The organism is Pseudomonas sp. S49 (genome assembly GCF_009866785.1).
In the GTDB taxonomy this organism is placed as follows: Bacteria; Pseudomonadota; Gammaproteobacteria; order Pseudomonadales; family Pseudomonadaceae; genus Aquipseudomonas.
The window spans coordinates 2,787,559-2,803,948 of sequence record NZ_CP019432.1 but is presented as its reverse complement, the minus strand read 5'-3'; the positions used below and the strand labels follow the sequence as shown (position 1 = coordinate 2,803,948).

Below are 16,390 nucleotides of genomic sequence, written 5' to 3'. Positions count from 1 at the left end.
GTACGGCCTCGGCTGCTTCACACGGCATAAGGGCTGGATCTCAGCGCGGAGATCTTTCTAACCGTGTACCTTTCGGAGCGCGCCCCACGCCCCCTTGCTATCCGATTGCGCATCAGTCTGCGTCTTCGCCTACATCTTTGAGCCTAGCAAAGGCTCGCCCGATCGCCCCGGCGTTTTTAGACCGATTTGAGCTTTGCCCGAATCGGGCAGGAAGAGAAGCGCCTAATGCCCGTCGATCCCCCACTGCACTAGCACATTTGTGCTAATCGACCGCTCTGTCAGCTGACGTTATATTCCCCCGCAACCCACGATGTTCCTCAACGCTGCCTGTTCGCAGCGTGCGGGATCGTTGTGCCTGGAAATCAGAACAACACCAAGGAAGAAACACCATGAAACTCCATGCAGGCCTCTGCAAGATCGCCGTGGTCGGCGCCGTGCTGCTCGGCGTGGCCGGCTGCCAGACCGTCAAACCCACTGAAGCGAGCATGAAAGAACGCGCGCAAACGGTGATTGGTAAACCGGTGTCGAAAATCGACAACATCCGCAACGACAGCACCCTCACCTACTACACCGCGTACACCCCGGCCGGGGAATACAACTGTGAATTGCCCAGCGGCGTAATCATCGCCGTGGCGAGCATGGGCATTATGTCGCCGCCGCTGTCGTGCCTGCCGAAAGGCGCTTCGCCAATCCCACTGCAATAACTTCTCCGCCCGGTAAAGGACACCGTTCGCCCATGAAAACCCTGATCGCAACACTCACTCTCAGCGCCCTTTTCCTCACTGGCTGCGCCACGCCGAAACAGTGGGAAGCCACCGGCGGCAGCAAAAACGATGGCGTTGTCCAGGTCTCCTATGAACTGGGCCAGTTCGAAAGCGGCCAGACCAGCGCCGAACAAGGCCTGACCGTCGCCGCCCAACGCTGCAAGACCTGGGGCTATAAAAACGCCGAGGTCACCGGCTCCGAGAAAAACATCTGCCGCACCATGGGCCAGTACAACTGCCTGCAAACCACCATCACTCAGGATTACCTGTGCAAGCGCTGAGCACGCATTAACGTTGTAGGAGCTGTCGAGTGCAACGAGGCTGCGATCTTTTGATCTTGCTCTTCTCATCAACATCAAAAGATCGCAGCGTGCCGCAGCTCCTACAGACCCATTGACACCTACAAGGCATTTTCGGTGGGTTCGGGCTGGCGATCACGCAGGGTTCGCAACGTCGCGCGCAGCTCGGCCGGGCGCACCGGCTTGGACAAGATCGCGATGTGGCGGTCGTGCAGGGCGGCCTGGATTTTTTCGACGTCATGTCCGGTAATGATCATCGCGGGCACTGCCCAGCCCCTCCGCCTGCGTACGACGTCGATGCATTCGATGCCAGTGGCATGAGTGCCGAGGTCATAGTCAGCGACGATGATGTCGCAATCGGTGACCAGGTCCTGAGCCGTCAATTCGGCCTGAACCACACAGCCCCAACGCTCCAATAGCGCCGAAGTCGCGAGCAATACGTTGCGATCATCCTCCACCAGACACACCTTCAACCCGGTCAGCAAACCGACCTGACGTGCTTCATCCCGATTGACCGTCACCTGCGGCGGCGCGGTGATCGGCAAGCCGTACAAAGTCACCGCCGTACCCCGTCCAAGCTGCGACCGCAAGGCAACGCCGACACCGATCAACTCGCCCAGACGCTTGACGATCGACAGCCCCAACCCAACGCCTTCGACGTCTTTGTCGCGTACCTGGCGCACCCGATAAAACTCCTCGAACACCTTGGTCAGATGTTCTTCGGCGATACCGTTGCCGCGGTCATAAATCACGATGGCCAGCCCTGCCCCGCGCCGGCGCACACCGATCAGCACCGGCCGATGCGCGCCATATTTGAAGCAGTTGGAAAGCGCGTTCTGCACCATGGTCGCCAGTAACGCCGGATCGGTTTGCACCCAATACTCACAGGGGCGCAAACGCAACTCCACTCCAGCCCAACGCGCTGCTTCAGCGTTCTGGCGAATCAGCTCCGCGAGCCACTCACCTAAATTGACGGTTTGCAGTTTGGGCAGAACCCGGCCGTTATCGAGGGTGTACAGATCGAGAATCGAGCGGAACAGTTGCGAAACATTGAGCAGCGATCGATCGATGTTATCGACCAGACGCCGCTCCTCATCGCCCAACCGCGACTCCCGCAGGCACGCGGTAAACAGCCCAATCGAATGAATCGGCTGGCGCAGATCATGACTGGCCTGGGCGAGAAACCGCGACTTTTCCAGATTCGCCGCCACCGCCTCTTCGGAGGCCTTGCGCGTACGCTCCAGCAGCAAGTGCGCATAAAACGGGATCACCGTGCTGGTGATGATCAGCATCAACACCATGAACGGTTGCGCCTGCCACACCGGGGTCAGGCGATAAACACACACCAGCGCCAGCAACGCCAATGCCGTGGCAATCGCCAGATAACGCGAGCCATAGCGCATACCATTGCCGAGGTTGACCCAGATGATCACCGCATACAGCGGCAACGCCGCCTCGCCCCCGACCACCAGGCCAAAGCAGGTGCCGGTGTAATCGTGGACCATGGCGAAAATCCGCCGCGCCGGGTAATGCCCCGGCCAGCGCGCAATCGCCTGACGCAAACCGATCGAGGCCAGCAAAAACAGGATGATGTAGGTGACAACCGGCAGATAGGTATCGAAGCGCTGGCCTGGCAAAAAACCCAGTATGAGCATGTAAACCACGGCAATACTGGCGATGATGATGCGCAGATTGGCCTGGTCGAGTTCGGTGTTTTTCTCGAACTTCATGATTAAACGTCCTTGTGCGGCATTCGTCAGAATCAGAAGGAACCTACAGGCAACCCTTGCGCTCGGTGCTAATGTGCAGGCCTTGAGCAACGCCTGACCCAGGGAGGGTCACGCCATGACATGCCGAATTATCATAGCCGACGATCACCCGCTGTTTCGCGAGGCGATGCTGCGTACGGTACAGCGTTTGCTGCCCGAGGCCGTTATCGACGAAGCCGGCGATCTCGACGCCGTGCTGGCGCTGCTGCCTTTGGGTGATGAGCCGGACACATTGATTCTTGACCTGCGTTTCCCCGGGCTCACGTGTGTAAGCCAGCTCGGCGAACTGCGTCGGCGCTTGCCGCGTACCACGCTGATTGTGGTGTCGATGGTCGATGACGAGTCGTTGATCAGCGAAGTCATGGCCGCCGGTATCGACGGTTTTATCGGCAAAAACATCGCTCCGGACGAAATCGGTCAGGCAATTCTGGCAATTCGCGAAGGTGAAGTACTGGTGAAGTTCGCACCCTCAGGCCTGCTGCCGCTGGAAACCGGCGCCGCTCTCACGCCTCGTCAGCAGGACGTACTGCGCTTGATTGCCCAAGGCAAGACCAACAAGGAAATCGCCCGTGAACTGGATATCTCACCGTTCACGGTGCGCATTCATGTGTCTTCTTTATTACGCACGCTGAACGTGCCCTCACGGGCAGCCGCCGCCGTGAAATACACGGGGACTCTGTAGGAGCTGCCGAAGGCTCGGGCCGCGATCGGACGATCTTTTGATCTTGTCTTTTAAAAAACAAAGTCAAAAGATCGCAGCCTTCGGCAGCTCCTACACGGGATCTGTGTGTTGCTGCAGCAATTCCATGGCCTCAGAGGAAAATCGGTAGGTCTTGTCACTCCCGAGCACGATCAGCCCCTCTTCACCCAGACGCTTGAGCACTTCACGCACACTGACGAACGACAGCTCGGGCGATGAAGACTCGACAAACGCATGCACACCATTCACCCCGATCCCATGCCCGTCGCGGCCGGCCACCACCAGTGCATTGATGACTTTGAAGCGGATCAGGCTGGTGCGCAGTCCGAAGTGGCGCAGCAGTTCGCGAATATGCGTATTGGCGCTGCGATCAAACTCAAAGGCCAATGGGTTGTTCGCTGTCCGAAAAGCCAACGGTGCGTTTACCGCGCCAACGCCTGGGTTGTTAAACATGGCGAATACTCCTTGTTTTAAAGGTTCAGGCGGACAGCAATTGCTGCCCGCCTGCCGACCACGTGTCGGACAGGCAACGTGATCGTGACTATCTATATAGAAGCTCACGACAGCGCCGCCCCTCCCGCCCCGTCAGAAATCGACCGTGGCCGACAGCTGCAAGGTCCGCGGGTAACCCGGAGAAAACGCGCCGTAGGACGCCACGCCCGACCAGTACTCACGATCGAAGACGTTCTGCACGGTGGCGCGGAACGTCGTTGGCCGGCCTTCGATTTTGGTCGCATAACGCGCGCCGGCGTCGACGCGGGTCCAGGCATCCAGTTCCTGAGTGTTAGCCTGGTTGACGTACTGGCTGTCGGTGTAGATCGCCCCGCCGGTGAGGGTGAAGCCTTCAAGCCATGGCGTGTCCCATTCGGCCCATACGTTGGCTTGCACGTCCGGCACGCCGACCGGTTTGTTGCCACGGTTGGCCTTGGTCGCCGAATCGGTCAGCTCGCCGTCGAGCACGGTCACGCCGCCCAACAGGCGAGTGCCCGGGGCCACTTCGCCGAACATGCTCAATTCAACGCCACGGTTACGTTGTTCGGCCTGCACCGAGAACACGTTGTCGGCACCGACTTCGCCACTGGGTTTCTCGATCTGGAACAACGCCAGCGTGGTCATGAACGTACCGTGCTCGTACTTGACGCCAATCTCATGCTGCTTGGATTCGTACGGGGCGAAGGTTTCGCCGGCGTTGGACGCCGTGCCCGGGGCGATGTCGCCCTTGCTCAAGCCTTCGACATAATTGTAGTAGAGCGAAACGTCTTCCCAAGGCTTGACCACCACGCCAACCAGCGGGCTCGTGGCGTTGTCCTTGTATTTCGAACTGACCGCACCGGCCGCGTTGTAGTTACGCGATTCGATGTCCTGGCGACGCACGCCAAGGGTCAACTGGAAGCGGTCATCGAGCATCGACATTGTGTCGGTCAACGCCACGCCGGACAGCTCCGATTCGGAAACGCGCAACACCTTTGGCGAGTTGATGTACTGCTGCGGCCTGTCGATCGGGTGGTAGATATTCGACAGGATGGCCGTGCCGTTGTTGATGCCGCGTGACAGCTCATCCTGATACCGGGTCGCCATGACCGTGGTGGTGTGAGTGATCGGGCCAGTGGCAAACACACCACGCATACCGACGTCAGCCGTCGAGCGATCAACGTTGAATTTGTAGTAGCCGGGAATGTTGCTGGTATCACCGGCGTCATTGAGGATTCTCGGCACCTGGTCGGACAGGCGCTTGACGTCGGACTTGCCGCCACCAGCATGGGCGAACACGGTGACGTTGTCGGTCAGGTCATATTCGCCACCGAGCAACGCCGACTGCTCTTTGGTGTCCGACCAGCCCCAGTCCTGCGAGTGGTTGGTGCGGCCGTTCGGCGCAGACGGCACATCAACGCCCGGCGCGATGGTGAAGGGCCGCGAAGCGCCCTCCCAGCTTTCTTTCTGGCTGATGTAATCGAGGTTCAGGCGCAGACGCTCGCCGCGATAATCCAGGGCGATCGCGCCGACACCGAGGTCGCGATGCTGATCATCGACGGCGGTATCGCCACCCTGCAGGTTGCCGTTGAAACGCACGCCGAACTGGTTCTCCGAACCGAAGCGCCGGCTCAGGTCCAGGTGCCCGCCCACCTGAGAATCCGAAGCATAGGTGCCGGTGAACCGGGTCAGGTCTTCATCCAGCGGCCGCTTGGGCACGATGTTGATCACGCCACCAACGCCGCTGTTCGGCGAGATGCCGTACATCAGCGCGCCCGGCCCCTTGAGCACTTCAACGCGCTCGGCGTAGTCGGTGAACACCCGATAATTCGGCGCGACACCGTAGACGCCGTCGAACGCCAGCTCACCAAGGTTGCCTTCGCCAATCGGGAAGCCACGGATGAAAAACGAGTCGACGATACCACCAGTCTGCCCGGTCGAGCGCACTGAAGGATCACGTTCCAGCGCATCGGCGACGGTCACGGTTTGCAGATCGGCGAGGGTTTTGGCGGTGTAACTGGTGACGCTGAACGGCGTGTCCATCACGTCTTTGTTGCCCAGCATGCCCAACCGTGCGCCGCGCGCCACCTGACCACCGGCGAGGGTTTCCGGCAACGCGGTCGCGCCGTTGTAACGGGCGTTGACGTTGGTGGTGTCGAGGGTCAGCGCGTCCGGCGCGGCGTTCGCAGTCGGGTCGGCGGCAACGCCTGGTTGCTCGGGGCTGGCGGCCCAAGCGTTGGCGCTTCCTGCGACCAAAACGAAATTCAGCATGGCGGTACGCACGGCGAGTGCTAACACCCGCTCACCGCAAGGACGACTGACAACAGGCATGACGTGAGGATCCTTTTCATCGAGGGAAAATGGTAATCACTCCTATTGCCAGTCGATCTGCGAAAAAGTATCACCCGCAGTAAAGTTTTTTTCCGTCGCCCGATCAGGGTCAGGCGTAGAGGCGCTCCAGCGGAATCGCGACCACCGGCAGCGCGGGGTCAAACGCGTGCCGGGTGGTCTTGTACGGAAAAATCTCGCCGCGGGCGATGGTGGTGAAAATCCGCGCCACCTCGAACGCCTGCCCGGTCTGCCAATGCCGCACACAGACGCGCGGATCGGAGTAGTCGAGCTGGATGCACGGCACCCGTCTCAAGCCCAACTGCAACGCCGCGGTGAAGCGGTGATTGCCGTCCATCACGATGCCGCGCGAACGCTCGACGATGATCGGTTCCAACCAATGCCCGGCGCGGACAATCGACTCGCGCAGCAGCGTCACGTTTGCTGGATCAACCTGCTCCGACTGCAACACGTCGCACAGTGGCCGCAGCGCAATCTGATAACCGTGGTCCATGGTGATCTCCTGACTCGCCGGGGATTCAGCAGGCATCGGCGCGGGCAACCGGCGCATGCTGACTGGCCACATCGAGCAGGCGCTGGGCGTGTTCGATCAGCGGCAAGTCGACCATCTCGCCGTCCACTTGCACCGCATGGCTGCCCGTGGCCACCGCTCGCATCACGCGGTCGGCCCACGCCAGTTGGCGCGAATCCGGCAGGAAGGCGCGCTGCACCGTGGCCAGTTGCCCGGGATGGATGCACAGCTTGGCGCCGAAGCCCAGCGAACGCGCGTATTGCGAGTCTTGGGCAACCACCGCCAAGTCGCTGATCGCCGGCGTCACGCCATCGATCGGCGACGGCAGATCCGCCGTGCGCGACGCCAGCACGATGCGGTTGCGGGCAAACAGAAACGCCTCGGGCACCTGGCTGCAGTTGATATCGAGCGAGAAATCCAGCGAGCCAAACGCCAGCCGCGCCACGCCCGCAATCGCAGCGATCGACTCGACCTGCTGCAGGCCTTTGGCGGTCTCGATGATCGCGACGATCGCCAGCCTCGGTTGCCACTCCAGCAAGCGCTCGACCGCCCGCGCCAGCGTCTCGGGACATTCGGCCTTGGGCAGGAAAATCCCGCTGCAACGCTCGGGGTAACGCAGGTCGCTGAGCCAGCTCAGGTCCTGGCGAAACAGCGAACTGCTGACGCTGTTGAGGCGGATGTAACGCTCACAAGCAACGCTCGGCGTTTTCTCCTGCCACGCCTGGATGGCGTCACGGGCGGCGACTTTGCTGTCCGGATGTACGGCGTCTTCGAGGTCGAGAATGATCGCGTCCGGCCCTGCTTCGCAGGCTTTGGAAAAACGCTCGGGACGGTTGCCCGGCACGAACAGGTAGCTGATCGCGAGTGGCGCTTTGCGGCTGAGTCGATCGGATTGCATGGCGTTGCTCCTTTGACGTGAACCCGTCGTGGTTTTTGAAAATTTTCAGGCCCGTTCAACGGCAGATTTGCCTGCCGTGCCGGGGCTTATCGCAACAGCCCTTAACGCCTTATTGATCAAGCAATTAAGAGACTTTTTAATCTCGGGACGAACGAGTCCTTGAGCGTGTAAATGCACGTTCATGGATTCGCCTGAAACAGGTCTTTATTGAAAAATATTTGAAAACCTTACTTGATAATCGTTCCTGTTCGCAATATTGTTCACGCCGCCAAGAGGAACTATTCTCGTTTCAAAGCAAGTCATCGGTATCTGCAAAAGTACCTGTCAGTGATGTCACTTAAGCATCAGCTACAGGCTGCTACAGGGCAATGGCCAGCAACTAATGGCCATTCAATACATCCGCGCAAACCTTATGGAATGGGGTTCTCATGCAATTATTTTGTGAACCATTTATTACGATCAGGGCTACAGATCCAATAGCGGATTTCACTTGGCACCCGCCTACCGGTTGTTTAAAGCCTCGACGCTGACGAGCAAAAAAAGACAACCCGCATCGATAACGATCGATGATCGGACTATCAATGGCGACGCAACTTTCGACGCTATGGGTTAACTATGCCTACAACAAATAAATCTGCTGTTGAACAGCCGTATAAAGTTCATCACCCGGAAATGTTAACGCCGCTGATCGACCCGGTTATTGCCACGTTTATCAACAAGTTCCCGAACAAACTTGCAGACTTGGTGGAACAACAGGGCTCACCGTTAAATCTGGTCTGGCCCCATGCGTTTGAATTAAACACGCAGGCGCTGCTGAACGTGTTGAAGCAATACCAGGTTCCCCATGCCATTTTCTACGGGGCCAAGGCCAACAAGTCGCAAAGCATGCTCGGCGCTGCAGCGAATTCGGGGATCGGCGTCGATGTGTCGAGCATCCACGAGTTGAATGCTGCCCTGCGCGCAGGTGTGCCGGGCACCAAAATCTGCGCCACAGGACCGGCCAAAACAGCCGTTTTCCATCAAGCGCTGATCAGCGCCGGTTCATTGATTTGTGTGGATTCGCTGGAGGAATTCGATCACCTGCATAGCGTGCTCCCACCACAGTCAAGTCCGACAAAAACCCGAGTTTTACTGCGTTACAGACCGAAAAGTAGTCAGAACAGCCGATTCGGGATGGGCTCGAAAGACCTGTTGCAATGCCTGCAACGGTTGACAGAAAAACCTGAGCTTTTTCATTTTGAAGGTTTCCATTTTCACCTCGGCGGCTATGGATTCGAATCCCGCGCACAGGCCTTTCGTGAGGTCAGCGGATTTATCGAGGCGGCCAGGGAAATGGGCTTGAATCCGCAGATGATCGACATCGGTGGTGGCTTGCCGATTCGTTATGTCGAACCGCAGGCCTACGCTCAGTTCCTGCAAAATGACAATAACCCGAGCCACTATTACAACCAGAAAGTTCCCGCCACTTATTATCCTTACGGCAGTGAACTGACCGCGACACAATGGCTGACGTTGTTGCTCGAAGCCGAGCATTCGCAGGGTCTGTCGATTGCCAATTACTTGCAGACTCAGAATATAACCCTCGCACTCGAACCCGGCCGAAGTCTGGTCGATCAAGCCGCCATTTCAATCTTTCGCATCACGCGCAGCAAACAATTGGCTGACAATAAAACCGTGATCTTCGTGGAGGGCAGCAGTTTCAGCGCTTGCGAAACCTGGTTTGCCTCGGAATATCTGCTAGATCCGATACTTGTCAGCACCAAACAACAGCCAAACACCCCGACTCAGGCTTATATCGCCGGCCATAGTTGCCTGGACGATGACGTCATCACCCATCGCCTGATCAACTTTGCAACGGCACCGCAAGCCGGTGACTTATTGATTTATATCAACACCGCCGGTTACCAGATGGACTTGCTGGAAAACGAGTTTCATCGCCATCCCCTGCCCCGGCGGCTGATGGCGACCTGTTGTACGGAAGGTAACTATGCGTTTTCACCTGACTACTAAAGGGAACAATTGCAATGATCTTGAATAAAGTCTCTGACCTTATCGGTAATACACCGATGTTGGGCATCGATGTTCCGGATACCAACGCGCGTTTGTTGTTGAAGATTGAAAAGAACAATCCCGGCGGCAGCATCAAAGACCGCATGGCGCGCAACATGGTGCTGGCCGCGCTCAAGTCCGGTCGCCTGAAACCCGGCGGTGTCGTTGTCGAGTCGTCGTCGGGCAATACCGGGATTGGTCTGGCCATGGCCGCGGTCGAGTTCGGTCTGCATTTCATCGCCGTAGTCGATCACCACGCCGCGCAAGACAAGATCGCCGTGATGAAGGCCCTCGGTGCCGACATTCGTTTCGTCAAAGGCACTTATCGCGAAGATGAAGTCGCGGTGGTCGAGCGCCAACAGATGGCCGCCGAGCTGGCGAGCGAGATTCCCGGCGCGGTGTTCATGAACCAGTCCGACAATGCGGCCAATGCCGGCGGTTACAGCGATTTCGTCCGCGAAACCATTGTGCAGGCTGAAGGTGTTGTCGGTGCTTACGTCGGTTGTGTCGGCACCGGCGGTTCGATGACCGGCATTGCGCGCGGCTTGAAAGTGCACAACCCGGACACCGTCACCGTCGCGGTGGAGCCGGCCGGTTCGATTGTCTTCGGTCACCCCGGCTACCCGTACTACCAATCCGGCACCGGTACACCGGCCGGCGACACCGTGGGTCTGGTGCTCGACTACAGCTGCATCGATCTGGGCGTGCAAGTCACCGATTCGCAGGCGTTCGAAACCGCGCGCTATATCGCGCGCAACTTCGCCTTGCTAGTCGGCGGCTCCACTGGCGGTGCGATTTTCAAGGCACTGGAGTTGATCCACAAAGGCGTGCTGAGCGGCAACGTCGTGGTGCCGATTGCCGACGGCGGCGAGAAATACCTGCATACCGTGTTCGACGACAAGTGGCTGCAGGAGCGCGATCTGATCGACCCGAGCATCGCCCCGCAACTGGACGCCTGGCTGGGCAAGACCCACTGGCTGGACAGCGTTTCCGCGCCGCTGCAACTGAGCGTCGCATGACCCACCCTTCACACAGGAACGCCTCTCGATGAATCTGTTGAAAGTCGCCATCTGTGGTGGCGGCAGGACCGGCCATCTCAACGCCATCCTGTTCAAGCAGCTACCCAATGTTCAGGTTTCGATGCACACCCATAATCAGGAGGTCATCGAACACCACGTCCGTCACACGCCGATGCAGGCCTTGTTGCCGGACGGCTCGTCGCTGAGCGCCCGACTGGACCGGGTGACCAGCGACGCGAAAGCCGCGGTGGAAGATGCCGACATCGTCATCATCACCGTGCCGGCCCATGCGCGTCCGCAAACGTTGAAAGATATCGCGCCGCATCTGACCACCAGCAAACCGGTGTTCATCGGCGCTATTCCCGGTTTTTGCGGTTTCGACTGGCTGGCCGAAGCCACCCTGCCCGATCGACCGAACGTGGTGATCTGGGGCATGAAGGATGTGCCGCACACCGCGTTCGAATTGACCCCCGGACGCTCGATCAAAATGGGCGGCGGCAAAAGCCAGTTGTACGTCGCGACCCACGCCCGGGAGCCACAAACCGCGCGCCGCCAATTGGAAAAAATACTCACGCGGCTGTACGGCCCGTGCGTGACGATGCTCAAGCATTTTCTGGAAATCACCCTGACGCCGGGCAACCCGATCATGCACAGCTCGGTGATCTACGGCCTGATCGGCCCCTACGGCCAGTGGCACCGCAAGATCTTCCCGCAACGCATGTGCTGGTGGACCGAATGCCCGGAACTCGGCGCGTATTTCCTTGAACGCATGGATCAGGAAAGCCAGGAACTGTGTGCGGTGATCAGCCAGCGACTGGGCATCGACCTGTCCTCGGTGAAATCGCTGAAACAGGAAATCGTCGAGGCTTACGGCGAGCAGATCCGCGACCCGAGCAGCATGCTCTCGATCCTGCGTACCAATCAGGCTTACAACGACATCCTCGCGCCGATGGTGCCGGCCGCCGACAACCGCGCCGGTTACGTGATCGAGCGCGAGAGCCGCGCCTTCAACGAAGACGTCGCTTATGGCCTGGTGCTGCTGGTGGAAATGGCCAAGCGTTTCGACTTCAAGGTGCCTTACATCGAGGAAGTCCTGCAGTGGAGCGTGGCCTACATGGAAGGCCTGCGCGGCTCGGCACTCGACTATTTCCCGCGCCAATGGCCGCACACGACAAGCGCCGCCGCTTGATCTTTTTATTCAATTTTCGATGAGCAGACCGCTGATATGGATGACTTCAAGACACTGATCGCCTACTCCCGCAAAAACGCCATGCGCCGTCTGGTGCGTTGCCTGTTTGCGGAAAACATCCTCGACCGTTCGGCCCTGAGCTTTTCCGTCGAGGGACACCAGGCGACTTACCCGCTCAAGGGCGGACGCGCCCATCTGGCCTTTTCCGACATCGCCAAAAGCCCGGCCGATACCGTGGTCAACGACGGCGACGTGGTGTTGGTGACCGATGAAGGCGTGCGCCAGCTCATCACCAGCCACCAGGACATGCTCGATGTGCTGCGCGACAGTTTCGACTTCGCCCCGACCGACGAAGGCGTGGCCGGGCTCAAGTCCGACATGGAAAACAGCCTGACCAACGACGCCCACGCCCGTCAGCATCGCCAGCACTGGAACGCCCGACTGGCACAAGCCGCCAAGGATCAAGGACTGCACAGCTTTACTGATTACTTGCGCCAGCACGCCAAAACCAAGGACGCCGCCATTCTTCTCGACCAGTGGGGTTCGCTGGAAGGCCATCCTTATTACCCGACCTGGAAAGCCCGCCCGGGCCTGACCGATGAAGAGGTCGAGCAACTGTCGCCCGAGTTCAACGCACAGGTGCCCCTGCGCATCGCCGCACTGCGCGCCGACAACGCGAAAAGCGAAAGCATGCCGCACGTGATCGATTACCGCGCCTGGTTCGCCGAGCATTTCCCGACGCAATGGGCGCAATGGAAAGCCTCGCTCAACAGCAAGGGACTGGACGAAAACCAGTGGCTGCCCTTGCCGATCCACAGCTGGCATTTACAAGCCTACGTGCTGGAAACCTTCGCGCAGGAAATCGCCGACGGCATTCTGATCACCGATGGCCCGGACCTGCCAACCCTGCCGACCATGTCCTATCGCACGATGATGCCGGTACTGGACGAATCCGCGCCGCTGATCAAACTGCCCATCGCGGTATGGATGACCAGCGAACTGCGCAGCCTGCAAGCCAAGTCGATTCACATGGGTCCGCGCATCAGTACGGTGATCAGCAAGATTCTCGAGACGGAAAACGGCTTCGATCAGCGCCTGGAAATCTTCCCGGAAGAAATCGGTGTGCGTTACAAAAACGCGGTGACGCAGGACGATCACCCGGGCCGTCATCTGTCCGTGGTGTATCGCGCCAGCGCACCAGCGTTCGAACGCAACGATAAGTGTCTGCCGATAACCGTGGCTTCACTGTTCACCCGTTTGCCCGGCAGCGGTCGTCCGCTGTTCACTGATCTGATTGAACGTGACGGTGTGCGCGCCAATACTGCGCAGGTCGAGAACTGGTTCCGCGAGTACGCGAAAGTGGTGACTCACCCGGTGGTGGCGATCTACTTGATGTACGGCATCGGCCTTGAGGCGCACCAGCAAAACACCATGGTGCTGTTCTCCCCGGACGGCAAAGCACGTAGTCTGCTGATCCGCGATTTCGGCGATGGCCGCACTTACGCGCCGTTGCTCGAGGGCCGTGGTTACAGCCTGCAACCGCACGTGCAGCCGGGTATTCTGCCGACAGTATTCTCCGGTGATATCGAGCCAGTACGCATGTTTGTGCTCGACGCGGCGTTCCTCACGCACCTGCATGAAATCGCCCTGTGGCTGACCAAGGAGTACGGTTTCAACAACACACGGCTATGGCAAATCTTGCGCGAAGAAACCGACCTTGCCTTCGAAGCGGTGCGTGACCGCGTCGCGGCAGATGTGTGGGAAACCGAGCACAAGGCGTTCGTCGAAGAGGCTTGGCCAACCCGTTCGTTGTTGCGCATGCACTTGATGCAGTACAGCAACTATCGTTTGCAACACACCCTGACCAACCCGCTCGCTAGCGTTTAACCGAGGCTGACTCATGTCCCAAGCAGGTGCCATCCAGGGTTCGAGAGTAAGAATCCTGATTTATCTTCTATTTGCGATCCAGCTGGTATCGATGGGCGCGATGGAAATGAGCGGGCCGTTCTGGCCTGTCCACCTGCGTGGGCTGACGACGTCAGAGTCGCTTTTCAGCTTCGCCAGCATCGCCGTGTACGTCGGGCCGATGCTGGGCATTATTCTCACCAGTGCATTCTGGGGCCGGATCGGTGATCGCTACGGCCACAAGTTGATGATGATCCGCGCCCTCGCCGGCTTGTCGTTGACCCAGCTTGGGCTGGCGCTCTTCAGTGATATCTGGGTGATTCTGATCCTGCGTTTTCTGCAAGGCGCGTTTGCCGGCTATATCGCGCCGGCACAGGCCTATGGCGTCAGCATTGAAGCGCCGTCGCGGCGCGCTCGGCTGTTCGCCATTCTGCAAATCTCGACCAATGTCGGCTCGCTGCTGGGTGCGGTGGTCGGCGGCTTGATCCTCGATTACGCGACGTTCTTCTGGATCAACATCATCGCTTCGGCGCTGTGTGCGGTGTGTACCGTGATCGCCGCCGTGACCTTGCCGGACGTGCCGCCGGTGAAGAAAGCCGTGATCGTCGACAAAACTGCGCCGGTTCGTTCCGGCAGCCTCTGGCAAGGCTCGCCATTGCTGTCGCTGCTCGGTGTGATGGGTATTCTGTTGCTGGCGCGGATGCTGCCGCAGACCTCGTTTTCGCTGTATGTCAGCTCGGTGTTCGAGGTCAGCAATTCGGTGGTCGGTCTCTGCTACGGCTTGCTGGCGCTAGGCTTCATTCTGTCGGCCACGGCGTGGTCGCGTTATTTCGAACACCGTGGTCAGCAGGACACCTTGCAGCGCATGACTTACGTGGTCATCGGCTGCATCGTCCTCACTGCGGTGGCGGGAATCACTCACAACCCGCTGGTGTTCGTGGTCGCCTACTTCATCTGGGGCGTACTGCTCGGTGCAACAACGCCGGTGCTGATGGCGCTGATCTCGAAGACCGCCGACAGCTCGCAACAAGGTCATGTACTGGGCATCGCTCAGGGCACTGCGCAATTCGCTTCGATTGCGGGGATTTCCGCCGGCGGCCTGCTCAGTCAGGTCTACGGTTTACAGTACACCTATCTGTTTGTTTGCCTCGCTTACGTCGTCGCACTGATCCCGATCGTCGCGTTGCGCTACTGGCCGGCGGCGATGCAACCGAGCCCTGCCCCGGACGGGGAATGAAAGGAGTCTGCTTTTGAACATTGAACAACTGCGCGCCCACACCCCCGCCGTCGCGCAACTGATCCACTTCAATAATGCCGGCGCGGCGCTGATGCCCGCGCCGGTGATCGAGACCATGACCCGTCATATTCAGCTTGAAGCGACTCTGGGCGGCTACGAAGCCGCCGGGCAGCAATCGGCCGAAGTGGAAAATGTCTACGCCGCCATCGGGCAATTGATCAACGCTCAGCCTGACGAAATTGCGGTGATCGAGAACGCGACCCGCGCCTGGGACATGGCGTTCTATTCGTTACCGCTGCAACCCGGCGATGTAGTACTGACATCGACCACCGAATACGCCGGCAACTACATTCCTTATCTGCAAATGAAGCAGCGGCGTGGTATCGAGATTCGGGTCATTCCTAACGATGAACACGGCCAGGTTTCCATGTCGGCACTAACGGCCATGCTCGACGATGATCGGGTTGCGCTGATTTCCCTGCCGGTGATCGCCACCAATGGCGGCCCGGTGCAACCCATCGAGCAGATCGGTGCCCTCGCCCGTTCGGCTGGCGTGCTGTTTCTGCTCGATGCCTGTCAGGGTGTCGGGCAGATGCCGATCGACGTGCAAAAAATCGGCTGTCATATGCTCGCGGCCACCAGTCGCAAATACCTGCGCGGGCCGCGCGGGATGGGCTTCTTGTATGTCGAAAAGTCCCTGTGCCAGAACCTGGAACCGGCATTTCTCGATTTGCATGCCGCCTCATTGCAGGACGCCGAGACGTTCGAAATCCGCGGCGATGCCCGACGTTTCGAGAATTGGGAATGCAACGTCGCCGCCAAGCTGGGCCTCGGTGCGGCGGTGGAATACGCGCTGGCGCAAGGCATCGAACCGATGTGGCAGCGGATTCAGCAATTGGCTGATTACCTGCGCCGGCAACTGACAGATATCCCCGGTATCACGCCGCGAGACCTCGGGGTGCAGAAGTCCGGCATCGTCACGTTTACTCATCGCGACAGCAGCGCCGCGCACGTTCAGCAGTGGCTGGCCGGCCAGGAAAAGCGCATCAACGTCAGCACCTCGACGTTCCGTTCGACCCTGCTCGACATGCAGCACAGGGACTTGCTGGAGGTCAGCCGTGCGTCGGTGCATGCGTACAACACTGAGGCGGAAATCGACACAATGGTTGCTGCACTGCGCGGTTTGCAGGGCACCTGAACAGGACGCCAATCGGCGCTTGCGTCAAAGAG

The 16,390-nt window shown here is 59.2% G+C and carries 14 protein-coding genes; 9 read left to right on the top strand and 5 right to left on the bottom strand.

Going from position 1 to position 16,390, the window contains the following annotated elements; all coding sequences use genetic code 11:
• Window positions 1–389 precede the first annotated feature (389 nt).
• On the top strand, window positions 390–704 hold the full coding sequence (locus PspS49_RS12505) for a hypothetical protein (RefSeq protein WP_127926879.1): 315 nt from the start codon (window positions 390–392) through the stop codon (window positions 702–704).
• A 32-nt stretch (window positions 705–736) separates the two neighbouring features.
• Window positions 737–1,045, top strand: coding sequence for a YecR family lipoprotein (gene yecR / locus PspS49_RS12500; RefSeq protein ID WP_007918065.1), 309 nt, complete (start codon window positions 737–739; stop codon window positions 1,043–1,045).
• 119 nt (window positions 1,046–1,164) lie between these two features.
• Here the strand turns inward: yecR and PspS49_RS12495 are convergent, their stop codons facing one another.
• Entirely contained in the window at window positions 1,165–2,793 is a 1,629-nt protein-coding gene (locus PspS49_RS12495; RefSeq protein WP_160039531.1) for a hybrid sensor histidine kinase/response regulator, read from the bottom strand.
• A gap of 115 nt (window positions 2,794–2,908) precedes the next feature.
• On the opposite strand from PspS49_RS12495, the gene PspS49_RS12490 reads away from it, so the two are divergent.
• Window positions 2,909–3,514: a response regulator transcription factor gene (locus PspS49_RS12490; protein WP_160039529.1), complete on the top strand. Its 606-nt coding sequence runs from the start codon at window positions 2,909–2,911 to the stop codon at window positions 3,512–3,514.
• Between the two features lie 90 nt (window positions 3,515–3,604).
• On the opposite strand, the gene PspS49_RS12485 is transcribed toward PspS49_RS12490, so the two are convergent.
• The 4 genes from PspS49_RS12485 to PspS49_RS12470 form a co-directional block, all read right to left on the bottom strand.
• Window positions 3,605–3,985 (bottom strand): fe2+ zn2+ uptake regulation protein, encoded by a 381-nt coding sequence (locus PspS49_RS12485; protein WP_127926876.1) that lies wholly within the window; start codon window positions 3,983–3,985, stop codon window positions 3,605–3,607.
• A 132-nt stretch (window positions 3,986–4,117) separates the two neighbouring features.
• A complete protein-coding gene (locus tag PspS49_RS12480) occupies window positions 4,118–6,334 on the bottom strand; it encodes a TonB-dependent siderophore receptor (RefSeq protein WP_150751920.1) in 2,217 nt (738 codons plus the stop codon).
• Between the two features lie 109 nt (window positions 6,335–6,443).
• Window positions 6,444–6,845 (bottom strand): ParB N-terminal domain-containing protein, encoded by a 402-nt coding sequence (locus PspS49_RS12475; protein WP_137218162.1) that lies wholly within the window; start codon window positions 6,843–6,845, stop codon window positions 6,444–6,446.
• A 25-nt stretch (window positions 6,846–6,870) separates the two neighbouring features.
• Complete coding sequence (locus tag PspS49_RS12470; protein ID WP_160039527.1) at window positions 6,871–7,761, bottom strand: CoA ester lyase; 891 nt, start codon at window positions 7,759–7,761, stop codon at window positions 6,871–6,873.
• Between the two features lie 615 nt (window positions 7,762–8,376).
• Here PspS49_RS12470 and PspS49_RS12465 point away from each other — a divergent pair.
• The 6 genes from PspS49_RS12465 to PspS49_RS12440 are packed head-to-tail and all read left to right on the top strand — an operon-like array spanning window position 8,377 to window position 16,358.
• The gene (locus PspS49_RS12465) at window positions 8,377–9,771 is read left to right on the top strand and encodes a Y4yA family PLP-dependent enzyme (protein ID WP_160039525.1); all 1,395 of its coding nucleotides are present in this window, start codon (window positions 8,377–8,379) and stop codon (window positions 9,769–9,771) included.
• Window positions 9,772–9,785: 14 nt separating this feature from the next.
• Complete coding sequence (locus PspS49_RS12460) at window positions 9,786–10,829, top strand: cysteine synthase family protein (protein WP_077573287.1); 1,044 nt, start codon at window positions 9,786–9,788, stop codon at window positions 10,827–10,829.
• Window positions 10,830–10,857: 28 nt separating this feature from the next.
• A complete protein-coding gene (locus tag PspS49_RS12455) occupies window positions 10,858–12,018 on the top strand; it encodes an NAD/NADP-dependent octopine/nopaline dehydrogenase family protein (RefSeq protein WP_150751917.1) in 1,161 nt (386 codons plus the stop codon).
• A 36-nt stretch (window positions 12,019–12,054) separates the two neighbouring features.
• Complete coding sequence (locus PspS49_RS12450) at window positions 12,055–13,905, top strand: IucA/IucC family protein (RefSeq protein WP_150751916.1); 1,851 nt, start codon at window positions 12,055–12,057, stop codon at window positions 13,903–13,905.
• A gap of 13 nt (window positions 13,906–13,918) precedes the next feature.
• On the top strand, window positions 13,919–15,160 hold the full coding sequence (locus tag PspS49_RS12445; RefSeq protein WP_150751915.1) for an MFS transporter: 1,242 nt from the start codon (window positions 13,919–13,921) through the stop codon (window positions 15,158–15,160).
• A gap of 13 nt (window positions 15,161–15,173) precedes the next feature.
• Entirely contained in the window at window positions 15,174–16,358 is a 1,185-nt protein-coding gene (locus PspS49_RS12440; RefSeq protein ID WP_160039523.1) for an aminotransferase class V-fold PLP-dependent enzyme, read from the top strand.
• The last annotated feature ends 32 nt before the right edge of the window (window positions 16,359–16,390 follow it).